This is a genomic window from Streptomyces sp. NPDC007856, from assembly GCF_042868225.1.
GTDB lineage: Bacteria > Actinomycetota > Actinomycetes > Streptomycetales > Streptomycetaceae > Streptomyces.
The window spans coordinates 467,430-491,886 of the sequence record NZ_JBIAEC010000005.1 but is presented as its reverse complement, the minus strand read 5'-3'; the positions used below and the strand labels follow the sequence as shown (position 1 = coordinate 491,886).

Genomic DNA, 24,457 nt, shown 5'->3' with positions numbered 1-24,457 from the left:
GGACGGCCCAGGGTGTGCCACTGCAGGAGTGCACCACGCCCGGGGCCCGTCCGCCGTGGGCTCACTTCGCCCGTCGGCCCAGGAGCAGCTTCCAAGGCGCAAGCGCCGACTCGGTCTGCACAGCCAGGCTCATCTTGGAAGTGCCCTTGACTCGCTCTTCGAATCGGATGGGCACCTCAAGGATCTTCATCCCGCGTTTGACGGTGCGGAAGTTCATCTCCACTTGGAACGAGTATCCGTTGCTGTAGACCGATTGCGGGTCGATCACACGCAGCGTTTCCGCCCGCCATGCCTTGAATCCGGCGGTGGCGTCCTTCACGCCCAATCGCAGCAGCGTGTTCACGTAGAAGTTCGCCCACAGGGACAACGCTTTGCGGTGCCACGGCCAGTCCGCCGCGGTCGCACCGCCCGCGACATAGCGGGAGCCGAGCACCACGGCGGCGTCCGTGTTCCGTAGCGTGTCCACCATCGCGGGAATGGCCGAAGCGGGGTGCGAGAGATCGGCGTCCATCTGGATCACCACATCCGCGCCCTCTGCCAGCGCCCGGGTCATCCCGGCGACGTAGGCACGTCCCAGTCCGTCCTTCTCGGCGCGGTGCAGCACACCGACGCGGTCCGGGGCTTCCGCCGCCAGTTTGTCCGCCACGTCACCAGTGCCGTCCGGTGAATTGTCGTCCACCACCAGCAGATGGAGATTCGGCAGCTGCAGATCCGTCAGCAGGCCGGCCAGTACGGGCAGGTTCTCTCGTTCGTTGTACGTGGGCACGACGACAACAATCTTGGGGACTAAGTCGACCATGATCAATACCTCGGGTCCAAAGGGAGGCGGCAGACGGACGGCACCCACACGTGGCACCGCACAGGCTGCCTGGTTACGGCATACGGAAACTCTAGTTGACCCGGTGGACGGACGCCGCCACCGGCCTTCTCTTGAAGAAGAGTTGATCGATACTCGACCTTGAAGGCCGGCAGGCCGTCGGCCCGTGCACCGGCGCCGCCGCTACGCGGTGGAAAGGCCTGCCTCGGACAGGGACTTGTACAAGGCACAACTACCGATGAGCCAGATAGACGGCGAGGGAGAGAGCCGTGGGTATTGCCGCACTGCCGATCATGGACAGTGTTCGCCCGATGAAGAACATCCGGAAAGCAGGTATGCGCAACAGGTGTGGTGGCATGGGCCCCATGTTTTATCCCCTCACGGCCGCGCAGAAGGCGCATCTCCGACGGTTTCCACCGGATTCACCGTGGCGCATGGCCCTGTGGCGGGCACAGCGGATAACGGGGGGAACTGGACCCTGACGCCCTGGTTGCGGCACCGCACGGGATCACACTCAGGTACGACGCGCTGCGTCTCGGTCTCGCACGCCAGGAAGGAGCCCTGGTACAGACGGTTCGCGACCCGCTTCCCATCGACCGCCTCATCACGGCGAAGAACATCAAGGCGCAGTCGGTGGACCAGTTCCATCGATACGTCGCCCTGTTTCTCACCGCCGAGGCGACCAGGCAATGGGATCTGGAGAAGGAATACCCCTTCCGGTTCTTCCTCGTCAGGTATTCACCCACGCTCCATGTACTGATATTGGGTTTCGCTCACCTTTTCTTCGACGCAGAGTCATCCGAAATCACTGAACGTGAGTTGTGGAAGGGATACGCGGCACCGGACACAGATGCGCGAGGGCAGGGCTCTTCCGTAAGGTTCTTCGAGCCGGTCCGGGATGCGCATGGCGGCGACACGGTGCGGCAAGAAGAGACGTACTGGCAGAGTCGGTACCCGGGCATCCCGCCGATCCTTCAGGTCCGTGACAGCGAATTCCGCCCCATCCGTGAACCCGTGACGAGACACACGAACGTCCGGATCGGGGGTCAGGAGCTGGACGGGTTGCGCGCATCGACACGCGAGGCCAGGCACACCGAGTTTCAGTGGGTGCTGGCGTCTTATGCGCTTTCCGTGTTCGGGCTGACGTCGCAGGACAGGCTCAAGTTCTCGGCCACGGTGAACATGAGAAACCGCGCGCAGGAGGAGGCCGGGCATGTTCGCTCTTCGCGTTCCTGTGCTTCTCGAGAGAAGGCCCTCACACACGGACATGCTCTCGCACGTCCACCAGGAGGTCCTCAAGTCCCTCCTGGCCTACCGCCGGATGGATCCCCATCTTCTGGACCAGTCGATGGACAGGTTCAGCGAACCGGTGAGAGGGCGAGGCAGCGATGACCTGACGGACAATTATCGCGAGCTGAACAATGCCTCGACGACGGAGTGCGGCGGCCTTCGGATCGTCCGGTATCACTCTGCGAAGTCGCGAACCGTGTCGTAAGAACACGCTTTGACGGTCGTCGTCTGCCGAACGCCTTTGTCGCACCCGCCAGAACGACGGGTGCCGGGTCCTCCGTCACGGCCCCGGATACTACACGTCCCGTAGCACGCGTCGCGTATAATCTGGCTGGCGAGACGAGGAGGAACAAGATGCAGGCCAACGACGCTCAGACTCTGGTCCTGTGCGTGCTCTCGGACGGGCCGCTGCACGGCTACGCCATCAACACGGCCATCGAGGAGCTGACCGGCAAGCGGCTGGGCCCCGGCAGCCTGTACGGCGCACTGACCCGGCTGGAGTCCAAGGGGCTGGTCGAATCACTGGACGAGGTGGCGCGCGCCCGGCCCGTTCAGCTGACCGCCAAGGGGCGCGAGGTGCTCGAGCAGGAGCTGCGCTCGATGGCCCGGGTGGCAGCCGCGGGGCTTCGGGGCCTGGGGGTGAACCCGGCATGAGCGTCATCCGGCGACTCGTCCGGCTCAATCCAGCGTCCCTGCGGGAGCACTGAGGCCTCGGCCTGGACAGCGAGGCCCCGGCTGGGTCCGCGTCCGCCGGCTCCGAGGGGGCGGCGCAGCGCAGCAGCAGGACGGAGCCCTCGTAACGGCCGGGCCGGTAGGCGCGGGCCGTGTATGGGCACGAGCCGTCTCCACATAGCGGTCCATCGTGGCCGGATCCATGTGCTCGGCCAGGAAACCCGCCTCGTCGGCCAGCCGGTACTCCGCCAACTCGCTCAGTCCAGCAGCACCAGCCGGGCCACCGCGTGCCCTGCGCGATGAGCTGCCGGGCCATCGCAAAGACGATCGTCGCCCATATGGGCCTGGAGGCGGCCGACTTGACCGTCGTGGCCGACAACACCCTGGTGCTGGTCCGCATCGATCACGCACCCGTCCACCCCACGGCGAGGACCGCCCGCGGCGGATGGCCGACGCCTTCGAGTGCCGGGCATCCTCGCCGAGAGACTGGCCGCACCCATCGTCTCCACACTACGAGGACTGACAGGCAGGAGATCAGCAGCGACCGTGGGGACAAGCGGTCGCCGAGCGCGCCGGGCACGGTCAGCACCGCAGCCGCGGCGAAGTCCCCCACGATGGACGCGCCCGGATCACGACGGGCCCCGTCGAGTCGCCTACCCGCCCATCTTCTCGACCAGGCTCTTAGGACGCAGATCCGTCCAGTGATCGTTGATGTAATCGAGGCATTCCTGTCGGCTGCTCTCACCCAGCACTACGTCCCAGCCGTCAGGAACCGTCGCGAACGAGGGCCACAGCGAATGCTGGCCTTCGTGATTCACCAGCACGAGAAACACGCCGTCCGGGTTGTCGAACGGGTTGGTCACGACTCCTCCTTGGAGTGCGACTGCCTTGTGGAAGAAGACCGGGTACGGACCAACAAAGGGAGAGCCGGCGGCACGATCACGCACTCACGACCGCTGAAGAGTCGAGGAAGGCGTCCCTGACGACCGCAGTCACCCGGTCCAGCGTGATCTGCGACATGCCGTTGTGGGGTGAGGTGGGATCCATTCAGCACTCCTCCTCGTCCGCGAGCGACTGTCCGTGGAGTCAACCCATGACTCGCTCCGAAGCGCTTCGCCGTAAGTGCTTCCCCGCGAACGCCGGGACTCGAGCTTCCGGGCGAAGTACAGCCAGGATTCACCGCAGGCCCTGGCGACCTGAGCCATCGCGGCGCTGCAGTGCGGCGGAAGCCGCTGAGCCAGGTGCGCCCACTCCTCCGCTTTGATCAAGTGCAGCTGAAACAGCCGCAGGACGGTACGCCCCGCTATCGTGTGGCGCACCGACGGGTCCCGCCGCAGCGCATCGAGCAGCGGACCGACCTCCGTCGGCGACGGGGGCATCGTCTGGTTTTGGAGTGCCGCGGAGAGCCCGTCATAGGCTTCCTTGCCATTGGCCTTCGCGCCATTGACTTCCGCCCGCTGCCGCGAAGGCACCGGGTCCTGGCCCGAGCGGATCCTGTCCCGGACATCTTTTGCCGTTGACACGGCGATCCCCGCCTCCTGGGCGATCTTCCGTAACGGAAGGTGGGGGCTCTTCTTGATCAGTTCACCGGCACGTTCGCGTCCGCTGGCCAGATCCACAGGTCGCGACCGGCCATCCGCACCTATCCGCACGTCTGACCGCGGAGTCTCCGCAGTCAGATTGCGCCTCAGGACCGCGATTGTCTTGTCCGAGAGGCCGCTCACGGACGCGATCACCCGGTTCGACCACTCCGGGTGCGAGCGGATGATGCGCAGCGCTGCGGCGGTCCGATCCGCCCGTGACAGCGGAAGCCCGTGGCGGGTATTGAGCGTCACCGCCAGGACGAAGGCATCCTCCTCGGTGCCATCAAAGAACCAGACGTCAATGTAGTCGTCATTACGCAACTTCGCCGCACGCAACCTGTGCATGCCATCGATTACCCGGTTCGTAGCACGATGGACGACGATCGGTGGAAGTTGATCATCCACCTCTGCCAGAGCCATCGTATGGCTGGAATCCTCCCCCGCTGTACGTGGGGAATCCGCATCGGAGAGTTCCGCAACCGGAACACTGGTCACCCCGCCGGCCAGGCGCTCACCCTCCTGCCATTCGGCCAGGAACCGCGCAACCTGACCCCCGAGACCCTGCACGGTCCCGCGCACCTCAATCGACATGCTCCCCCGTTCCGCAACCGGTGCCCACGTTAAGGCCGGAGCGCTGGCGTGCTGGAATCCCGAGAAGGGATCACGCTCCTGCCGGGTCGACGCGCCTGCCACCGGTTGCTCTTCCGCGTAATTCGAAAGACTTACGGCGCCGTATCGCCGTGGAACCTACGTATCGCCTCACCCGCCTTAGCTTGTGGCCGACATTACCACCAACATGACTTGAACATGACGCTCAACGCAGACTTCAGCAACAACTTTCGGCACGTCAACAGCGCGTCAGAATCTTTTGCCACCTTTAAGATCTCTTGACGAAACGATATCGCCAAGTCTTCGGCGCGCAGCAGTAGGCCGGGCCGCCCCGAGCTTGCTCTCGGGGCGGCCCGGCCTGCTGAGATTCTTCCGGTGACACATGAGGAGTGGTGCCGAGTACCGCCGACTCCGCCCGGCTTCGAATTCCAAATGGAAATACGGTAGAAGCCGGACTCAAAAGGCACTGACAATTCCCGCACGAGGCAGAATCCGTGCACTTCCAACTCACCCAGGGGCAATCGCCCAGTAAGGTGGACTTCGGTGAGCCGGCGGCGAGACACGAGGATCGTCGCCCCCACCCGAGCGACGGCCCCGGCCGCCGCCTTGCGGCTTCGAAGCAGCGCGGTCCCGCACCGGCTGCTCCACAGCGACCCCTTCCTTCCAGACACTTCGTCCACGTGCGGTCCGGAAGCACCGCGGCGTCGGCGCCCTGCCGCCAACGCCCGCACCCACGCCGCTCGTTGCGCGGCCTTCGATCGAACACGCCTCGCATTACCTGAACTGTACTACCGCATCGCGTATCACAGGAGGCCTTCCCGCAAGGACCTGCTTCGGGAGCTCTCCGACCCGGAGAACGTGCCAGGACGGTCAGCCCAGGCCGAACCATTCCCGGCACTACGGCACGACCATACGCACGTGCCTGCCCGCCGCCCCGGAGACCAAGGGCCGATCCGAGGCGACGGCGAGCGGCATTTGACGCGACCTTCCCCCATCATGTGCACTGGGCACGGGGCCTGCCGGGCCGGTTCCACGGTTCGAGTGCGGAGATTCCGCGGTCAAACGCCCGGACGGGCGGGCGCATCTTGCGCTGCGAGCGGACCACTGGTCCTCGATCTTCGGCAGACAGTCGTCGATCGCCCGGGCCCGGTGACGGCGTCGGCCGGGGTGCCGGCCGGCGACCCGCGTCTTCATATGCCGAGCCACCGTGCGGTGGGCGCACCCGGCCGGCTCGGCCATGGCACGGTAACCGAGATTTCTTCACATGGACCCTCCATGAATTGATCCGCGCGCCATTACCGTCAGGAGACATGCGATGAGCACAGTCAGACATGATTCGCAAGAACTCACCGTCGTCCCCGCAGCTGTCGTCAGTCGCATTCTGGAAGGACTCGGAAAAGAAGGCGCCGGGATCGTCGAAACCGTCTACCGGCAGGCGGCCCGGGGTGAACTGGTCAATCCCGACAGTTTGTTCCTCCGGCCCGACCCATCAGACCGGCGGCGAGCCATCGCGCTGCCCGCGTATGTCGCGGGCGAAACCCCCGCCATGGGCTTGAAATGGATATCCAGCTTCCCAGGAAATCTGGATCGCGGACTTCCCCGGGCATCCGCGTTGATCGTGCTCAATGACGTGGCGACCGGATTTCCCAGGGCTGTACTCGAAGGCGCCCGGATCAGCGCCTTCCGCACTGCGCTCTCCGCGACGGTGGGCGCCCGCGCGCTACGCGGCGGGGATCTGGCGATACGCCGGATGGCCGTCGTCGGCACTGGGTATATCGCGGACGCCACCGTCAGGGCCATGGCAGAACAGGGCTGGCGTTGCGGCTCCGTCGCCGTGCATGACCTGGACGAGGAGCGGGCGCGCTCATTCGCCGCCTCCCACACCCACGGCATCACCGACACAGTGACCGTACAGCGCACGCTGCGCGCGACGCTCGACGACGCGGACCTGGTGCTCTTCGCCACCACGGCGGTGGAGCCATACGTCGGGGAAGCCGACTGGTTTTACCCTGGGGCCGTCGTACTGCACATGTCTCTGCGCGATCTCACGCCCGCAGCCATGGCGGGTGCCGAGCACATCGTGGACGAGGTCTCGCACGCGCTGCGGGAGAAGACCTCGCTCGCCCTCGCGCTCGATGAGGGCATCGTCCAGCGCGCCGACATCACCAACATCGGCGACCACCTGGACGGCCGAATCCGCCGGAACCCGAGCAAGACCGCCGTGTACGCACCGTTCGGACTCGGTTCCCTGGACATCGCGGTTGCCGCTCTCGTCCTGCAGCGCGCGCTGGGCAGCGAGGGCGTTTTCACCGTGCCGGACTTCTCCGGAGCAAGCACCCGATAGCGACAACTCAGGGCACCGGCAGGATCAGCCTGCCGGTGCCGCCTTCTTGCGGAGGTCTTGGCCGGTGCTGAGGGCCATGGCGGCCAGCAGGCCCAGCATCACGGTCTGAACAATCACACCGAACCCGGCCGCGCCGCAGATCACCGCGAGGAGTCTCTGACCCGCCGCGAGTGCCAGTCCCCCACCGAGATACAGCAGCGCTGCGGACAACCGGCGCGCGGCCGGCGCGGCGGCAGCCCTTACCACGCGGGCGACCAGCATGCACAGGCACAGCGCGACCGAGGCCAGGGTGAGCCAGTAGTAGAGCGTCAAGGCGGCATCCACCCACCCCGTGGCCCGGGCGAGAATGCCGTTCCGGGCCAGCATGAACAGGATCCCCACCTGGGCGACCGGGACGGCCAAAAGGCGCACTGTCACGACGAGTAGGCGGCCCAGCGCGGCAATGCGGAGCGGCGGCAGAGGGGTGGCCAGGACGGTGCCGACCAGAAGCGGCGCCAGCCACAGGCTGGTGAGCGGATGGCCGATGTCGGTGGTCACGGTGACCGCGGGTGAACCGGTACGCAGCAGGAGCACGGTGGCCGAGGCGATGACGAAGAGGGTGACGGTCAGGACGCGACGGGTCTGGCCGGTGGAGGTTTCCGGCCAGTCAGCCGGATGAAACCAGAGCCGCGCGGCCCCGGCCAGCGTGTCCGGCCACGAGCGAAGGCCGGTGGCCTGTACCTCCCGGCACAGGTCCTGACCCCAGCGCTCCCGAACGGCTGGTGGGTAGAGGCCAGCCAGGAGGCGAGCCGCCCTCATGCCGGGTCCACCCCGAGCGCATGCAGGCCTGCCGAGGAGACCCGGGCCATCTGCTGAAGTTCGGTGCGCAGCAGGTTACGTCCGGCGTCTGTGATCTGCATGGTGCGGTGACGCTGCCCCGGATCGTTCGCCTCGTCTGCGGGCCGGATCAGTCCATGTGTCTCGAGGCGGGAGAGGGCGCCGTACAGGCTGCCGGGGCCGAGTTTGGTGCCCGACAGGGACTCGATGGCGGTGTTGATCGCGTAGCCGTGCAGCGGGCCGTCCGCGAGGACGGTGAGTACGAGCATCTGCGCATTGTTGCTGTGCATGGGCCTCCATCCCTGATTTTCCCGGGACATGGTACGCCAAGTCGTGGCACGTGCCACGAAGTAAAAGGCGCCAACAACGGGACACCGGGCGCGACTTGTCGCTGCTCGCCGCGGCCTGCGCCCCGCGGCTACGATTGCCGCGCACTTCTCGAATCCGCCGCGCCGTCGCCCTCGCCCGGGCGGACGGATGCCGTCGAAACGGATCAGTGACATGCGCCAGTTCCAACCCGACACGCTCGACGACATAGCCGCGGTGAATCTCGCGGATCCCGCCACACACTCGGAGTTAGACCTCGCCGGGTTCTGGCGCGTGCTGCGGCGGGACAGGCCCGTGTATTGGCATCCCGCAAAGGATGGCAAACCCGGGTTCTGGGTGCTCTCGAAGCACGCCGACGTCCTGGCGGTGTACAAGGACGAGGTCAACTACACCGCCGAAAAGGGCAATGTGCTCACCACTCTTCTCCAGGGCCACGACACGGCCGCAGGGAAGATGCTGGCGGTGACGGACGGCCAGCGGCATCGGGACGTTCGCAACACCCTCCTCAAGGCATTCTCACCACGTGCACTCAGCCGGGTCGCCGAGCGGATCCAGAGGAATACAACCCGCAGGATCGAAGATGCCTTGGCCCGGGGCGAGGTGGACTTCGCCGCCGAGGTCGCCGATCACATACCCATGGGCACCATCTGCGACCTGCTCGGCGTACCCGAGAGCGACCGACCGTACCTGCTCCGCCTGAACAAGTCCGCACTGAGCTCGGAGGAGCAGGACGCGGTCGACGGCGATGCCTGGGCGGCCCGCAATGAGATCCTGATGTACTTTCTGGAACTGGCCACCGAGCGTCAGCAGGCGCCGCAGGACGACGTGATCAGCACGCTCGCCACCGCCACCATCAATGGCGAGCGCCTCACCCCTCACGAGGTCATCTTCAACTGCTACAGCCTGATCATCGGCGGAGACGAGACCAGCCGGCTGTCGATGCTCGGCGCAGTGCACTCCTTCATCGAGCATCCCGACCAATGGCAAGCCGTCAAGTCCCGGCGAGCCGGCCTCGATACAGCAGTCGAGGAAGTGCTGCGCTGGACCACCCCGGCCATGCACTTCGGCCGGGTGGCACGAGAGGACGTCAAGGTGCGCGACGAACTGATCCGGGCCGGCGACGTGGTGACGCTCTGGAACAGCTCGGCGAACCGGGACGAGGAGGTGTTCGACGAACCGGAGACCTACGACCTCACCCGGACACCGAACAAGCACCTCGCCTTCGGACACGGCCCGCACTTCTGTCTCGGCGCCTACCTGGGCAGGAGCGAGATCCGCTCGCTGCTGGAGGTGCTGCGCGACCGGGTCGGGCGGATCGAGCCGACCGGTCCCGTGCAGCGCACACATTCCAATCTGCTGAGTGGCATCTGCCGCCTCCCGGTGCGGCTGACGCCCTCGCACTAGACAGAGGGGCCGGCGGCCCGACGGGGGATTCGGACCGCCGGCCGGCTATCGCCTCCGGGCGGACCGGAGGAAGACCACGGCGAACACCAGGGCGAACATCACCAGCGCGCAGCTGAAGGTGAGTCCCGCGTACTGCGCGGGGGTGTCGATCGTCCCGGTGAAACCGATGGCACTCCAGATGCTGCGCCGCAGGCCCATCGAGACTGGCAGGGCCAGCGCGCCCGCGGTCACCGCGACGTAAGCCGCGTGCCTCAGCGGACCCGTCGGTGCGGGCCGGACGGTAAGTCGCAGCAATGCGTCGCAAATGACCGCGAAGGCGAACATGCCGCCTGCGAACCATGCGCCCTCGATGAAGAACAGCGAGCTGAAGCCGTCCTCCTGCATCTGCGAGCCGGCCAGCCCGACGCCACCGAGCAGGCTGGCCACCACGACGAGGAGGGTGAAGCGCCGGCGGATCCAGGCGGCGGCGTCGGTACGCACCAACCAGCCGGAAAGCCACCCGAACGCCCGCGGGAACCTACGCCCCAGCAGATCGGCGAGTAGCTGCGTGTCCTGCAACCAGTCGCCGCCCTCCTGCCGGCCGATCCGTACGGGCAGCAGCCTCCGCGCCCGTGCGTGGACCAGCCAGGTGAGAGCGGTCGGCACGGTGACCACGCCAAGGGCGCCGATGAGCCAGGGCGTGCCCGAGTCCCACAGGCTGCGCTGCGCGCCGGTGGCTGTCGCGACCCAGTCGGCGGCGTAGGTCAGCGATACGAGCGCCGTGGCGATGCCGCTGGCGCGCAGCAGCTGGGTGACCCGGTACAGCGGCAGCGGCTCGGCGCGCCGGCACAGGGGCAAGCGCAGCACGACGAGGAGGACGAGGATCGGCACGCAGAAGAACGTGAACGTCACGACCGCGTCGTAAGGGTCGTCCTGCCAGGGGCTCCCGTCACGAACGGACTTCGCCTGGGTGGTCACGTAGCCGAACACGACGAAGAGGATCGCGTTCAACACAGCCCCCACGAGCGCTGTCCGTACCGCCGGCCGTGCTCGGTGCCCGACCGGCAGGCTCTCACTATCGGCAATCGTCATGTGGATCACTCCATGTGCGGAACCGGAGCCACGCGGGCTCCCCGTACGCGCTAACTGTTGACGTCCTGGCGCAGGAAGAAGACCAGTGCGGCGACTTCCAGGATCAGGAAGGGGATGTACGCGTGGCTGATCGCCCCGCTCCAGGCGCCGCCCGTGAACTTCCCCATGGTGATGTTCTGAACAGTGATACCGGGAAGCCAATGGTCACGGCTGGGGTTGGACAGGAACTTCTCCACCGGCAGGACCCAGCCGAGCGTCAGCGTCAGCCCCACCGGAATGCTGCGGGTGAACACGCCGATCGCGTGGCCGAAGAGGGTGAGCGCTCCGATCCCGATCAGGAGCTGGCCCGCCACGGCGGCGTCGTGCGAGACCGTCGGCGTCTTGCTCTGCACCGCGCTCGCCAGGTATCCCATCACCCCCGCGACGATGCAGAACACCACTCCGAGGGTGAGTGAGGCGGCGAGCTTCCCGAGGAAGACCTCGCTGCGCCGCGGCCGCGCTATGAGCCAGGGCCGGATCGTACCGCTGCTGAAATCCCCGCCGGCGACTACGGCCGCGCGGCACATGAAGATCGAGGCCACGACCATGCCCGCCTGCTGGAATCCGCCCAGCGGGGTCTGGTGCTGCGGTTTGTAGTTGAACATCAGGAAGCCCAACAGCGAGAGGGCGAAGAGCATCAGCAGAAGGTGGGCTCGGTTGCAGGTGCGCAGCAGCTCCGCGCGGTACGTCCTCATGGGCGCGCTCCTGAGATCGCGGCCTGGAAGGCCTCTTCGAGAGTGGGGGTGACATGGGCGAGCTCGACGAGCTTGATGCCGGCTCCGGCCGCGATCTCGAAAATCTGGCTGGAGAGCAGGTCGGCGTGCCCGTCGGGTGTCACTTTCAGCTCGTCCCCGGTCCGCTCTATCGCGAGGCCTTGCTCCTCGAGCAGCACCGCCAGGCTTCCGGTCGCAGCCCCGTCGAGGGCGCGAACGCGCAGGCTGGGCTTGCCGACGAAGGCGTCGAACGGTCCGTCATAGTGGACCTTGCCCTCATGAATGAGGGTCAGCGCGTCGGCGGTTCCCTCCAGTTCGCGCAGCTGGTGGGTGGAGACCACCATGGCGACGTTGCGGTCCGCGGTGCGGCGGATCAGGCGGCGCAGGTGCTGAATCGCCTCCGGGTCCAGCGCGTTGGTCGGCTCGTCCAGCAGCATGACCGCCGGCGAAGCCAGCAGTGCGGCGCCGATCGCCACCCGCTGCCGGTAGCCCTGGGAGAGCGCCTTGACGCGCTTGCCCAGCACGTCGTCGATCTCCATCAGCATGGCCACCTCCTTCAGTTCGGAGGCGGGCGCGCCGGTCAGGACGCGCTGGATCTCAAGATTGCGGCGAACCGACAGTCCCGGATAGAGGGCCGGGCCCTCGATCATTGCCGAGAGAGGCCGTTCACCGTCGCCGACCCGCATCGTCACCGAGCCCTCGGTGGGACGGATCAGCCCGGTCATGACCCGCATAGTGGTCGATTTTCCGGCGCCGTTGAGGCCGACCAACGCGGTGACCTGGCCCCGCTTGGGGGCCCAGTCCAGTGCGTCGACGGCGACGGTCGTTCCGAACTTCTTTGTCATACCCGCGAGGACAACGGGTGACTCGCTGTCTGCCATGCCAGGGATACTACACGCCGCGTAGCGCTCGTCGCGTACTAATCGGCGCGAACTATCAGCGTCGCGTCACGGCGACCGTGTGAGCGGCGCCGTCAGCAGCGCCGACCTGCGGATGGCAGCCGCCGACGGCTTGTCGTCGGCGCTGGTGCGTCGGCTCGCGGTCGACTCCACCGCTCCGGTGCAGGACATGTCCCCCACCGTGCGGTAGCGAACGGCGCGTTCGAGGAGTTGCTCGCCGTCTCCGGGGCCGCCTCAGCCACCAGCTGCGTCCAACTCGGTGAAGGTGGACAGCGGAAAGATCCCTGGTTGCTCGCCGACCTTGTGCACGCCCACGGTGTCAGCCCGTTGCCCTTGTTGCACTACTCCGAGCGCGTTAGCATATGGGCGAATTTCGCCTGGGAGTTTTCGTACTCCCCTGCGCCGAGCGGGGTTCGGATGTACGCCACCCGCAAATCGGCAAACCTCGTCAAATCCAGCCCACGCATGGGGAGAACGTGTCGATGCTGCCAGACGCGGTTAAGTTGCGGCCCGAAATTGATGCCGATCGGCTGCGCGCGGACCTGTACGCAGTTGAAAAGCATTTCAGTACCCACACCAATCCGACCCCAGAGGACTCGGACGAAGAGGACGCCGGCGGATGGGCCTACCTCCCACTGCGCATCTCGGGCGGAGACGCGGAGGGCTCCGGGCGGGACGAGGTCGCCGATACGCAGTACATGAAGCACACCCCGTATGTTCGGGAGCTCCTGGAGGCCATCGACCTGCCGCTGCGCGCGGCGCGGTTCAGCTCGCTCGCCGCCGGAAAATCGGTACTCGAGCACTCCGACCGACCCTATGGGCTCTCCGCGGGCTGGGTGCGCCTTCATATCCCGGTCGTGACAAACGACCACGCCGTCCTGGTCCTCAACGGAAAGGACTACTGCTGGCAGCCCGGCGAGTTCTGGTACGCGAACTTCGGAACGCCACATTCCCTCTACAACAAGGGGGAGGCAGCGCGGGTCCATCTCATCCTGGACTGCTACATCAGCGAACGGCTCTTCGAACTCTTTCCGGAGCAGCTGCGGAAGGAGATCGAGACCGAGGACATCATGTACTTCAACGGAGGCCAATCACTGCCTGACGATCTGAAGGACCTCGGTGGCGCAATCACCTTGCCCTCGTCCTTCCTCAGGCCGTACCCCGAGTTTCCCACCGCCAAGGAGTGGAACGCGTTCGAGAAGGACGACGTCGAAGCGGAGTTGTCCGTTCGCGACGGCCACCTCGTGGTGAAGCTGGGTGAGCACGAGACGAAGCTGGCCCATCTTGGCAACGGGGCTTTCCGGCCGCTGTGCTGGACCGAGGAGCAGACCTTCGCCATCGAGTCCCACGCCGGTAGGCGCCAGATCGTCTTCCGGTACCGGATCGGCAACCAGGTGCTGGAGACCACGCGGCAGCAGCCCCACCTGGTGGGCTGACGCCCACTTTCGACCCGTACCCCTTTGCGGCCGCCGACCACACTCGTGTGGTCGGCGGCCGGAGGCGCTTCTCGCCGCCGGCAGCCGCCAGCGGGACGCGGACCGACTAGCCTTGCCACGGTGACGACGAACCCGCCGGCCGAAGGCCGGATGCCTCCCGAGCCACTGGGCCCTGGTTCGCTGATGTGGGACATCGCCGGCGAGTACCGCGCGTTGCTGATCGTCCCCTCCGCGCTCCTGCTTCAGGTGGCGCATCCGATGGTGGGCGCTGCGGTCTCCCGCCATTCGGTGTTGGGCTCCGACTCGTGGGGACGTGCGATGCGAACCGGATCCTCGATGCTCCGCTACATCTACGGCGGCCCGCTGGCGGTGGCGGAAGGGGAGCGGCTCCGTGCGCTGCACCGCTCGTTCCGGGGCGTCGACGAGCACGGGCGCACCTACCATGCTCTCAACGGAGCGGCGTACGCCTGGGTCAATGCCACCTTGTTCGAGCGCTATGCCACCACCCGGCGGCTGTTCGGCCGCCCGTTACGCCCAGCCCAGCTGCGACGCCTCTACGCGGAGTCGCGGCAGCTGGGCCGCGTCCTGCAAGTTCCCGAGCGGGAGATGCCACCCACGGTGGAGGAGTTTCGCCGCTATTTCCGGGACATGATCCTGCACGGCCTGACGAACACTCCCGCGGCCCGCACGTTGCTCGAGGAAATGCGGCGACCGCCGCGCCCGCCCGGACTGCCGGCCGGCCTCGACGCCGCCTGGCCGGCGGTCCGGGAGGCGCTGGGCCGGACGGCCCGCCTGCTGGCGGTCGGCACGATTCCGCCCGAGGTCCGGGAACTGCTCGGCGAGCGGTGGACACGGACCGAGCAGTGGGAGTTCAACGCCTTGGCGGCGGCGGTCCGGGCCGGCCACAGCGTCCTACCGGACCGGTGGCGCTACATGCGCGAGGTCGCGCGGGTGCGCAGCGGTGAGTTCCGGCCCGGCTTGCCGGCTGTCAGTCCTCCTCGTCCCCCAACATAGCCGCGAGGGCATCCAACTGGTCCTGGTCAAGCTGGGCCAGCGGGAAGTCGCGGGGACTCGTGGATCCCGTCCCGGCGTGGGCGGCACACAGTTCCCGGATCCGGTCCAGGAAGGCGGCCGCCAACCGCTCGACGGTGGCGGTGTCATGGATGTGCGGGCAGTGGATCCAATTCACATGCAGCCGCCCCTCGGCCACCACCGCGGTGATGTCCAGGAGGTAGCGGCGTATGCCGTCCGGGGCGGCCGTGGGTCCGGTGCTGTCCGGGCTCATGGTGAAGACGCCGTCCTCGCCGGGGCCGCCCGTCGCGAGCTGACCGAGGTAGTTGAAGCGCACCTCGGGGTGGGGCAGCGCGCGCAGCGCGTCAGCCGCGGCATCACTCCGGTTGTGCCTCAGCAGCCCGTAGCCGAGTCCGCCGCCCGGAACCGCGGCCAGAGACTGGTGCACCCGGGACACGTCGTCACCCGCCCCGTCGGCCGCCGGAGGGAAGTCCAGGGCCAGGGGGTACATGGTGGTGAACCATCCCACCGTCCGCGAGACATCCGCGTCGTCCCAGCGAGACTCGCGGCCATGCCCCTCCATCTCCACGACCACTCGGGTATCGCCGGTCCACTCGGCCAGGGTCCGGCCCAACGCGGCGAGCAGCAGGTCGAGTGCACCGACATCGGCCGTGCCCGGGCGCAGCAGTCCTTCGGTCTCCGCCCGGTCCAGCCGGCCGGCCGCCGTGGCGGCGGCGGCATACGTATTGACCTCCGCAGGATCGGCATCGGTGTCCCGCGGCACTGCCAGACCCTTTCCGGAGAGCACCGAGGTCCAGTGGCCGAGTTCGGGCAGCAACTCGTCCGACTGGGCCAGCTCGTCGAGGTGTTGGGCCCAGGTTTGGAACGACGTGGTCTTCACCGGGAACCGCAGCACATCCCCCGACATCAACTGCCCGTACCCCAGCCCCAGATCCTCCAGCAACACCCGCCACGAAACCCCGTCCACCCCCAAATGATGCACCACCAACAACACCCGATCCTCACCCCCCAACCTCACCACCAACCCCCGCAACAAACACCCCGATCCCACCTCCACACCCTCACCCACAGCACCCGCAAACCCCTCCAACACCCCCGGCACATCCCCCCTCAACCCCTCCGGCACCCCCGACAGATCCACCACCCCCAACACCAGCCGCTCCACCACACCCCCCACACCCACACCCTCCAGAGCCCAGCCACCCACCCCATCCCTCACCAACCGCAACCGCAACGCATCGTGATGCCCCACCAACCCCACCAACACCCGCCCCAACACACCCACATCAACCCCACCAGACACCCGCAACCACACCGCCTGGTTGTAAAAACCGACCGGACCACCCCCCTCCACAAACCACCGCACCACCGGCGTCAGCACCACCGAACCCGACACCACCCCCTGCTCACCCAACACCCCACCCGATCCCCCACCCACAAACGGCGCCAACGCCCCCACCGACCGATGACGGAACAACAACCGCGTCGACAACCCCAACCCCAAACGCGCCGCCCGCGCCACCACCTGAATCGACATAATCGAATCCCCGCCCAACACAAAAAAATCATCCCAACGCCCAACCCGCTCCACCCCCAACACCTCACACCACACCCCCGCCAACAACTCCTCCACCACACCCGCCGGAGCCTCGAACACCCCACCGCCACCGACACCCTGAGAAGCCGTCACCGAAACCGCCGGCAACGCCGACCGATCCACCTTTCCATTCGACGTCACCGGCAACCGCTCCAACCCCACAAACACCGACGGCACCATATAGCCCGGCAAAAACCGCCCACACCACTCCCGCAACTCCTCCTCACCCACCCCCTCCCACACCCCATAAGCCACCAACCGCACCCCCACACCCGCACCAACCCCCACCACCACAACCCCACCCACCAGGGGATGCGCGCCCAACACCGACGCCACCTCACCCGGCTCCACCCGGAAACCCCGCACCTTCACCTGATCATCGCCACGCCCGACAAACACCAACTCCCCCCCACCCAAACGCCGCGCCCGATCCCCCGTCCGATACAACCGACCACCCCCACCACCCACCGGATCCGCCACAAACCGCTCCCCCGACACACCACCACCACCCACATAACCCCGCGCCACACCAGCACCCCCCACATACACCTCACCCTCGACCCACACCGGAACCGGCCTCAACCACTCATCCAGCACCACCACCCGCGCACCACCCAGACCCCACCCCAACGGCACCGAACCCACCACACCATCAGAGCCCGTAACGGACCCATCAACCTCATCAAGCGAGTCCCCCACCTCGAACGCCAACACCCCCACCGTCGTCTCCGTCGGCCCATAGTGATTCACCACCCGGCACCCCGGCGCCACCTCACGCAGCCCCCGCACCACAGCCCAGTCCAGCGCCTCACCCCCCACCACCCACACACCCACACCCTCCACACCCAACCCACGACCACCCTCGACCAACGCCCGCACCAACGACGGCGTCACCTTCACACAATCCACCCCATGCCGGGCCAAATACCCCCCGAACTCCACCGGATCCCCCACACACTCCTCCGGCAGCACATGCAGCACACCCCCCGAACACAACGCAGAAAACACCGCCGTGAACCCCAGATCCGCCCCCAACGACGACACCACCCCGAACACCGCACCCGACCCCAGCCCCAACACCGACCCCACACCCGCCACATACTCAGCCAACCCCCCATGCGTCACACACACACCCTTCGGCACCCCCGTCGACCCCGACGTGAACACCACATACGCCAACTGCTCACCCCCCAACACACCCACCGCACCCGACGACGAAACCCCCGAACCCGAAGAACCCACCGAACCCGAAGAACCCACCGAACCCGAAGAACCCACCGGATCCGACGAACACCCAGCCACCCCCTCACCCCACACATCCACCCCCACAACACCCTCACCCAAACCAGCCACATCACCCAAACCACCCACCACAAACCCCAGACCAGCCTCCTCCACCATCACCCTCCGCCGCCCCACCGGCACCCCCGGATCCAACGGCACAAACACACCACCCGCCTTCAACACACCCAACAAACCCACCACAAACCCAACCGACCGCCCCGCCACCACACCCACCCGCACCTCAGCCCCCACACCCAACCCCCGCAAACACCACGCCAACCGATTCGACCAACCCTCCAACTCCCCATACGACAACACCCCATCCCCCGCCACCACCGCCACCGCACCCGGCACCCGCCCCGCCCACCCAGCAAACCGCTCATGCACAAACCCAGCCCCGGACACATCTGTGCCGCCGTCGGGGCGGACGGCGAACACGGACGACGGAGCCCCGTCCTCCGGCTTCGCCTCCACGACGGCCAGCTCCCGCACCGTGACCTCGGGGTCCTCCGCGACCCGGCCCAGCACCGCGCACAGCTGGCCCAGCAGCAGCCGCGCATCGGCCGCCGACATCGAGCCAAGGTCATGCCACAGCTCGAGCCGCACGCCGCCCTGCTCCTCCCAGCCCGAGATCCGCACCTCGAACCGTTCGGTCACCGCTTCCAGGACATCGATGGCGGGGCGGTCCGCAGCCGTATCGAAAGCCCCTGGCGCTTCCCCGTTCTCCCAGTCGAAGCCCGCCCCGAAGCCGCCGTCACCCAGCTCCCCGGCGCCGCCCGACTCCCCTTGGCGCAGACGGGAGTCGAGCTGCTCCCGGCCGAAGTACTCTTGGATCTCCGCCATCCGCTCCAGCTCCGCCTGGAGCCGCAGCACGAACGCCGCCAACTGCTCGCCGCCCTCCGGCTTCTCGGAGGCGGGCAGGTACTTGGCGATCGGTCCGACGGCCGACCGCAGCTCTTCGGCACGCCGGTTGCCGAAGCGGACGTCGACGGCGAACCGCCCACCGTCGGTGATCCGGTCAAGCAACAGGCGCCAGCCGGCCAGCACCACGGTGGAGAGGGGGACGCCCCATGTCTCGGCCAGCGCGCGCAGCCGCGCGTTCGTCCCTTCCGTCAGGTACTTGACCGTCGAGCCGGGCCGGTACGGCGCGGTGTGCGGGCCGCGCTGCACGAAAGGCAGCTCGGGACGTGCCAGGACGGCCGGGTCCCGGCCGAGCCAGTACTCTCGCTCGAGCTCGAACTCCGCCTCGTCCAGAAGGCTCTGCTGCCACTGGGCCAGGTCCGCGTACTGCAGCACCTCGTCATCGGCCTGATCCTTCTCTCCGGCCAGCTCCTGCCCCAGCTCGGCGACCAGGACACGCATCGAGGCCACGTCCGCGCACATCGCCGACACCCGCAGCAGCAGGCGGGTGCCCGATCCCGCTTCCGCCGCGTCCGTCCGGACCAGCAGGGCCTGGATGACCGGGCCGCTCTCCAGGTCGAACGGGGCCGTGCGCAGTTCTTCCCACAGCGCGGCACACCTCTTGCGCTGCTCCTCAGGCGCACTTCCCCGCAGGTCATGAACCGTGAGGGCGACCTCTCCGCCCTCCTCGTCGATCACCTGGAGCGGCACATCCGCACCCTCAGGGCGGCGAAAACCGGTCCGCAGAATCTCATGCGTGGCCACCAGCCGCCCGAGCGCACCGCGCAGCGCCTCGGCGTCGCAGGGCTCCGGCAGGCGGACGGAGCAGCGGACCGCGTAGCCGGCCGCGCCTCCTGTCCTCAACAGACTCCAGACACGGCGCTGCTGGCTCGACAGCCGGAATCCCTCGATGGCCGACTTCATGCACATCCTCCTTGCGTAGGCTCGGGCTCGCCCGCGTCCCGCGTGCGCTCCCGACGAGCGTTCTTCAGACGGTTCAAACTGGCCAGGCTGACGGCGCCGCTTCGCTCGCGGCGTGCACGCTCGTCCACGGCCTCGATGCGCCGGGTGAGGTCCGACAGCCGAGCATCCGGTTCAAGGACCGCCAACTCGACCAGGCGCTCGAAGTGCCGGGCGAGCCGGGAGACGGTCGCGTTCTCGAACAGTGCGGTCTTGTACTCGAATGTGGCGCGCAGCCGCCCGCCCTGCCGCTGGATGTCGAGCCGCAGGTCGTACCGGGCCTGCTGGGCGCCGCCGCGCAGCGGCTCGACCCGTATCCCGGGGAAGGTCTCGGCCAGCTCCGGGGTGTCCTGCACCACGAACCAGGTCTGGAACAGCGGAAGATGGCCCTCGCTGCGCTCCGGTCTGAGCTCCTGGACCACTCGTTCGAAGGGGACGTCCTGGTGGGCATAGGCATCCAGGCAGACGTCGCGGGTGCGCTCCAACAGCTCGCGGAAGGTGGGGTCCCCCTCCAGACTCATCCGTAACACCAGCGTGTTGGCGAAGAAGCCCACGGTGTTCTCCAGCTCCGCACGACCGCGGCCGGCGATCGGGGTGCCGACCACCACATCCCCCAGGTGCCGGTTGTGTCCCAGAGCCATCGCGAACACCGTCAGGTACGCCATGAACGGGGTGACTGCCGCTTCGTTGCCGAATTCCTGCAGGCGGGCCACCACCCGGCCGGGCAACTCCGCGGCCACCACCGCGGCATCACCGGTCACTCCGGCCTCCCCGCGAGGCCGGTCGGTGGGCAGCGGGGCGTCCGACACGCCGGCGAGCTGCCCACGCCAGTAGGCGAGCTGCCGCGCCAGCCGCTCACCGCCGAGCCACGAGCGCTGCCAGCGGGCGTAGTCGGTGAAGGAGACCGGTAGCGGCGCCAGTGCGAGTCCGTCCGCGCCGTCGTCCTGCATGGCCCGGTACCCCGTGCCCAACTCCTCGAGCAGCACCTCCAGCGAACGGCCGTCGGCGATCAGGTGGTGCAGGGCCAGGACCAACACGTGCTCCTGCGGTCCCAGCCGCAGCAGCGCAAGCCGCCACAGCGGACCCTCGGTCAGCGCGAACGGGGTACCGGTGGCCGTACCTACCAGCTGTGTGGTGAGGTTGTGCCGGTCGGGCTCGGCCACCCCGCTCAGGTCGAACAGCGGCACATCAGCACGGATTCGCCGGGTCACCACTTGGCGCGGTTCCTGGGGGCAGCTGTCGTCGATGCGGATCCGCAGCGCGTCATGGCGGCCCACGAGCCGCTGCCAGGCGCTCCTCAGCGCGGCAACATTCAGGCTGCCGTGAAATCGGACCGCGCCGGTGATGTGGTAGAGGGCCGTGCCGGGCTCCCAGGTCTCCAGGAACCACAGCCGCTGCTGTGCGGACGAGAGCGGGGCCGGACCGGCCTCCGGCGTGTGTCGCAGCTCGGGAACCGGTTCCGCAGGCCCACCGTCCCGCTCGTCGCGGGCCTTCTCGACAGCGGCGGCAAGCCGGGCAGCCGTCGTCTCGGTGAACACCAGCCGCAACGGCAGGTCGACGTCGAACACCTCGCGGAGACGGTTGTGCACCCGGGCCGCCGTCAGCGAGTGCCCACCCAGGACGAAGAAGTCGTCGCCCGGGTCGACCCGTTCAAGGCCGAGGACGTCCTGCCAGATGCCGCACACGACCGCCTCGATCGCACCACGCGGTTCGCGCCGCCCCGGGCTGTCGGGGCCGGCGGCCGTCCGCTCGGGGACGGGCAGGGCGCGGTAGTCGGTCTTGCCGTTCGGAGTCAGCGGCAGGCCGTCCAGCAGGGTGAATGTGGCGGGGACCATGAACTCCGGCAGCAGCCGCTCACAGTGCGCGCGCAGCTCCGCGGCGGTGGGGGCAGCCCCCTCGGCGACAACATAGGCGGCCAGCTGCCGGTCCCCGCCAGGACCGTCGTCGCGCAGCCGCACCGCGGCGGCACGTAGGGCCGGGTGGCGCTGCAGGGCCTGCTCGATCTCGCCGGGTTCGATGCGAAAGCCCCGCAGCTTCACCTGCTGGTCGGTCCGGCCCAGGAAGGTGACCGCGCCGTCCCCGTCGGTCCGGACCAGGTCGCCGGTGCGGTAGATGCGGCCGCCGAGGGCACCGAACGGGTCGGGCAGGAAGCGCTCTGCCGTCAACGCGGGGTGGCGCGCGTAGCCGTGGGCGAGCCCGTCGCCGCCGACGTACAGCTCGCCGACCGCACCGGGGGGCACCAGGTTGCCGTCCTCGTCGAGGACGTAGGCGATGGTGTTCGCCAGGGGCCGGCCGATCGGCACGGAACGGGCGCCGTCGGGGACGTCGCGGATCCGGTGCCACAGGGCGAAGGTGGTGCTCTCGGTCGGGCCGTAGACGTGCAGCAGCCGCTCCGGAGGACCCTCGCGCAGCACAGCCGCGGCGAGCGTCGGATCGAGCTGCTCGCCGCCGAACATCAGAGTGCGCAGCGGGGCGAAGGCCGTGGCGTCGGCCGCGGCGATCTGCTGGTAGAGCGCGGTGGTCAGGAAGGCGGTGGTGGCGCCCAGTTCGCGGGTCGTACGGGCATAGCCTCCTGTGGGCAGAACGTCGTCCCCGTCCATCACGATGAGGGCGGCACCGTTCAGCAGCGCGCCCCAGATCTCGAACGTTGCTGCGTCGAAGGCGACGTTGGACGTGTGGCAGATCCGATCGCCCGGGCCGAGGTCGACGTAGTCGGTGTTGAGCACGAGGCGGCTGACGGCACGCTGCGGAATGACGATGCCCTTGGGAACCCCGGTCGATCCCGACGTGTACATCACGTACGCGGGCCACTCCCCGCAGTCCTTGTGCCGCGCGGGCCGCGGGGAGCCGACCGGGTCGGCAGGCGCGTCGATGCGGAGCGTCGGCACGCCGGAAGCCTCGGGCATGCCAGGTTTGTGCTCGGCGTCGGTGACGATGAGGTCGAGCCCGCTGTCCGCGATCATGCGCGCCAGCCGTGCCGCGGGGTATCCGGGGTCGAGCGGTACATAGGCACCACCCGCCTGCACGATGCCGACCACGGCCTGTACGAAGGCGGTCGAACGCGGTAGGAAGACGCCGACGCGGCCGCCCGGCCGCAGGCCTCGGTCGGCCAACCGGCCGGCGACGTGCGCCGCCCGGTCTGCCAAGTAGCCATACGTCCACTGTCGGGGGCCCTCGCTCAGGGCGATGGCATCGGCCCGGGCCGAGCACTGCTCCTCGAACTGCTCGAACAGCCCGCGCTCGCGCGGGTATGCGGTGCTGGTGGCGTTGCCCTGTGCGGCCAGCCGCAGCGCCTCCTCCGGTGGCAGCAGCGGCAGCCTGCCGATGGGGGTGTCGGGTGCGGCGGCGAGTGCGGAGAGCAGGTGAACGAGCCGGCGCAGCAGGGTGGCTGCCTCCCGCGAGCCGATCCGGTGGCCGTCGTAGATCAGCTGGAGGGCCGGACCCCGGGCCCGGCCGGGCAGCGCCACCAGCGTCAGCGGGAAGGTCGTCCGTTCCTGTCCGGCGTTGCGGCGGAAGGTCAGGCCGGTGTCGTCGAGCCGGACTCCGCCAGGGTCGGATGGGTAGTTCTCGTAGACCACCAGCGACTCGAACAGGGGGGCGCCGGGGCGCAGGTCGGCCAGGCCCTGTACCCGGGAGAGCGGAAGGTGCGCGTGCTGACGCCCCTCCACCAAGCGGTGCTGCAGGGTCTGCAGCCACTGAACGGCCGGTGTGCCGGGCTCGATGGGCACCCGGACGGGCACGGTGTTGATGCAGAGACCGACCAGGTCCTCGATGCCGGGCAGTTCCGGGGGCCGCACGGCCGTGGTGGTGCCGAACAGCACGGAGTGCTCGCCGCTGTAGCGGCCGAGCAGCAGCGCCCAGGCGCCCTGAACGACGGTGCTCACGGTGAGCCCGCGCCGCGCCAGGGCGTCCAGGTCCTCGGCCACCCTCTCGGGCAGCTCGACCCGGTGCGCACCGCCCTCGCCCTCCTCGGGGGCGGGGGTTGTGCCGCGGTCCAACGGCAGCGGGGTGGCCTCGGTGAAGCCGGCCAGTTCGGAACGCCAGAACCGCTCCGTGGCCTCCAGGTCCTGACGCGCCAGCCAGTTGACGTAGTCCTCGAACGGGCGAGCAGCGGGCAGCTGTGGTGCACCGCCGCCGCAGGCGGCCGCATAGCCGGCGGCCACGTCCCGCAGCACCAGCGGCACCGACCAGCCGTCGAGCAGCAGGTGGTGGTGCGTCCAGACGAACTGGTGGACTGCCTCGTCCAGCCGCAGCAGCATGAAGCGCAACAGCGGAGGACGGGCCGCGTCGAAACCGGCCTCCCGGTCGCGGCGCAACAGCTGCGCCAGTCGCTCGTCCCGCTCCGGCTCCGGGACGTCACGCCAGTCCTCCTCCTTCCAGGGCACCTCGACGGTGCGGTGGACCAGCTGGACCGGTGGCTTTCCTTCCACCGCGTGGAAGGAGGTACGCAGTGCCGTGTGCCGCGACACGGCCGCCATCCAGGCGCGGCGGAAAGCCGCCGGGTCGAGCCGGCCCTCGATGAGAACGCCGACCTGTTCGACGTAGGCGTCGTCCTCAGGGGTGAGGAGCGAGTGGAACCACATGCCCTCCTGCATGGGGGTCAGCGGGTAGGCACCCCCGACCGGTGTGGGCCGGGGTGCCGGGGTGGCATCGCTCATGGCAGT

Annotated in this window: 17 protein-coding genes and 2 pseudogenes; 6 read left to right on the top strand and 13 right to left on the bottom strand. The window is 68.1% G+C overall.

The window, feature by feature from the left end; genetic code table 11:
- Window positions 1-61: 61 nt before the first annotated feature.
- Complete coding sequence (locus ACFYOH_RS15640; RefSeq protein WP_388625883.1) at window positions 62-799, bottom strand: polyprenol monophosphomannose synthase; 738 nt, start codon at window positions 797-799, stop codon at window positions 62-64.
- Between the two features lie 489 nt (window positions 800-1,288).
- Between ACFYOH_RS15640 and ACFYOH_RS15635 the strand changes: the two genes are divergently transcribed.
- Together ACFYOH_RS15635 and ACFYOH_RS15630 are read left to right on the top strand one after the other, a co-directional pair.
- Window positions 1,289-2,209, top strand: coding sequence for a condensation domain-containing protein (locus tag ACFYOH_RS15635; RefSeq protein ID WP_388625983.1), 921 nt, complete (start codon window positions 1,289-1,291; stop codon window positions 2,207-2,209).
- 252 nt (window positions 2,210-2,461) lie between these two features.
- A complete protein-coding gene (locus ACFYOH_RS15630) occupies window positions 2,462-2,761 on the top strand; it encodes a PadR family transcriptional regulator (protein ID WP_388625881.1) in 300 nt (99 codons plus the stop codon).
- A gap of 275 nt (window positions 2,762-3,036) precedes the next feature.
- Here the strand turns inward: ACFYOH_RS15630 and ACFYOH_RS15625 are convergent, their stop codons facing one another.
- The 4 genes and pseudogenes from ACFYOH_RS15625 to ACFYOH_RS15610 all read right to left on the bottom strand — a co-directional run.
- Window positions 3,037-3,186 (bottom strand): hypothetical protein, encoded by a 150-nt coding sequence (locus tag ACFYOH_RS15625; protein ID WP_388625880.1) that lies wholly within the window; start codon window positions 3,184-3,186, stop codon window positions 3,037-3,039.
- A gap of 246 nt (window positions 3,187-3,432) precedes the next feature.
- Window positions 3,433-3,642, bottom strand: a complete 210-nt coding sequence (locus tag ACFYOH_RS15620; protein WP_388625878.1) for an MbtH family protein — start codon at window positions 3,640-3,642, stop codon at window positions 3,433-3,435.
- 129 nt (window positions 3,643-3,771) lie between these two features.
- The gene (locus tag ACFYOH_RS15615; protein WP_388625876.1) at window positions 3,772-4,953 is read right to left on the bottom strand and encodes a ParB/RepB/Spo0J family partition protein; all 1,182 of its coding nucleotides are present in this window, start codon (window positions 4,951-4,953) and stop codon (window positions 3,772-3,774) included.
- A gap of 1,087 nt (window positions 4,954-6,040) precedes the next feature.
- Window positions 6,041-6,219: pseudogene (locus tag ACFYOH_RS15610) on the bottom strand (IS21 family transposase); the annotation flags it as partial.
- A 67-nt stretch (window positions 6,220-6,286) separates the two neighbouring features.
- Here ACFYOH_RS15610 and ACFYOH_RS15605 point away from each other — a divergent pair.
- Window positions 6,287-7,315 (top strand): 2,3-diaminopropionate biosynthesis protein SbnB, encoded by a 1,029-nt coding sequence (locus ACFYOH_RS15605; protein ID WP_388625875.1) that lies wholly within the window; start codon window positions 6,287-6,289, stop codon window positions 7,313-7,315.
- A gap of 24 nt (window positions 7,316-7,339) precedes the next feature.
- On the opposite strand, the gene ACFYOH_RS15600 is transcribed toward ACFYOH_RS15605, so the two are convergent.
- Both ACFYOH_RS15600 and ACFYOH_RS15595 read right to left on the bottom strand, forming a co-directional pair.
- Entirely contained in the window at window positions 7,340-8,113 is a 774-nt protein-coding gene (locus ACFYOH_RS15600; RefSeq protein WP_388625874.1) for a hypothetical protein, read from the bottom strand.
- Entirely contained in the window at window positions 8,110-8,421 is a 312-nt protein-coding gene (locus ACFYOH_RS15595; protein WP_388625872.1) for a PadR family transcriptional regulator, read from the bottom strand. Before ACFYOH_RS15595 ends, ACFYOH_RS15600 begins: the two co-directional genes overlap by 4 nt.
- 211 nt (window positions 8,422-8,632) lie before the next feature.
- On the opposite strand from ACFYOH_RS15595, the gene ACFYOH_RS15590 reads away from it, so the two are divergent.
- Window positions 8,633-9,862: a cytochrome P450 gene (locus ACFYOH_RS15590; RefSeq protein ID WP_388625870.1), complete on the top strand. Its 1,230-nt coding sequence runs from the start codon at window positions 8,633-8,635 to the stop codon at window positions 9,860-9,862.
- A gap of 45 nt (window positions 9,863-9,907) precedes the next feature.
- Here ACFYOH_RS15590 and ACFYOH_RS15585 read toward each other — a convergent pair whose 3' ends face one another.
- The 4 genes and pseudogenes from ACFYOH_RS15585 to ACFYOH_RS15570 form a co-directional block, all read right to left on the bottom strand.
- A complete protein-coding gene (locus ACFYOH_RS15585) occupies window positions 9,908-10,942 on the bottom strand; it encodes a hypothetical protein (RefSeq protein WP_388625861.1) in 1,035 nt (344 codons plus the stop codon).
- A gap of 41 nt (window positions 10,943-10,983) precedes the next feature.
- Window positions 10,984-11,667 (bottom strand): hypothetical protein, encoded by a 684-nt coding sequence (locus ACFYOH_RS15580; RefSeq protein WP_388625859.1) that lies wholly within the window; start codon window positions 11,665-11,667, stop codon window positions 10,984-10,986.
- Window positions 11,664-12,530, bottom strand: coding sequence for an ABC transporter ATP-binding protein (locus ACFYOH_RS15575; RefSeq protein ID WP_388625857.1), 867 nt, complete (start codon window positions 12,528-12,530; stop codon window positions 11,664-11,666). The genes ACFYOH_RS15580 and ACFYOH_RS15575 overlap by 4 nt, the downstream gene beginning before the upstream one ends.
- Before the next feature lie 102 nt (window positions 12,531-12,632).
- Window positions 12,633-12,896, bottom strand: a pseudogene (locus ACFYOH_RS15570) (hypothetical protein); the annotation flags it as partial.
- A 170-nt stretch (window positions 12,897-13,066) separates the two neighbouring features.
- Between ACFYOH_RS15570 and ACFYOH_RS15565 the strand changes: the two are divergent.
- Together ACFYOH_RS15565 and ACFYOH_RS15560 are read left to right on the top strand one after the other, a co-directional pair.
- On the top strand, window positions 13,067-14,020 hold the full coding sequence (locus ACFYOH_RS15565; protein ID WP_388625855.1) for an aspartyl/asparaginyl beta-hydroxylase domain-containing protein: 954 nt from the start codon (window positions 13,067-13,069) through the stop codon (window positions 14,018-14,020).
- A 120-nt stretch (window positions 14,021-14,140) separates the two neighbouring features.
- Complete coding sequence (locus tag ACFYOH_RS15560) at window positions 14,141-15,034, top strand: oxygenase MpaB family protein (protein WP_388625853.1); 894 nt, start codon at window positions 14,141-14,143, stop codon at window positions 15,032-15,034.
- Here the strand turns inward: ACFYOH_RS15560 and ACFYOH_RS15555 are convergent.
- Both ACFYOH_RS15555 and ACFYOH_RS15550 read right to left on the bottom strand, forming a co-directional pair.
- Window positions 15,009-19,757 carry an amino acid adenylation domain-containing protein gene (locus tag ACFYOH_RS15555; protein WP_388625851.1) on the bottom strand — a complete coding sequence of 1,583 codons (4,749 nt, stop codon included), beginning with the start codon at window positions 19,755-19,757 and terminating at the stop codon, window positions 15,009-15,011. The two genes, ACFYOH_RS15560 and ACFYOH_RS15555, sit on opposite strands and share 26 nt — an antisense overlap.
- Complete coding sequence (locus ACFYOH_RS15550) at window positions 19,754-24,451, bottom strand: amino acid adenylation domain-containing protein (RefSeq protein ID WP_388625849.1); 4,698 nt, start codon at window positions 24,449-24,451, stop codon at window positions 19,754-19,756. Before ACFYOH_RS15550 ends, ACFYOH_RS15555 begins: the two co-directional genes overlap by 4 nt.
- Window positions 24,452-24,457: the final 6 nt, after the last annotated feature.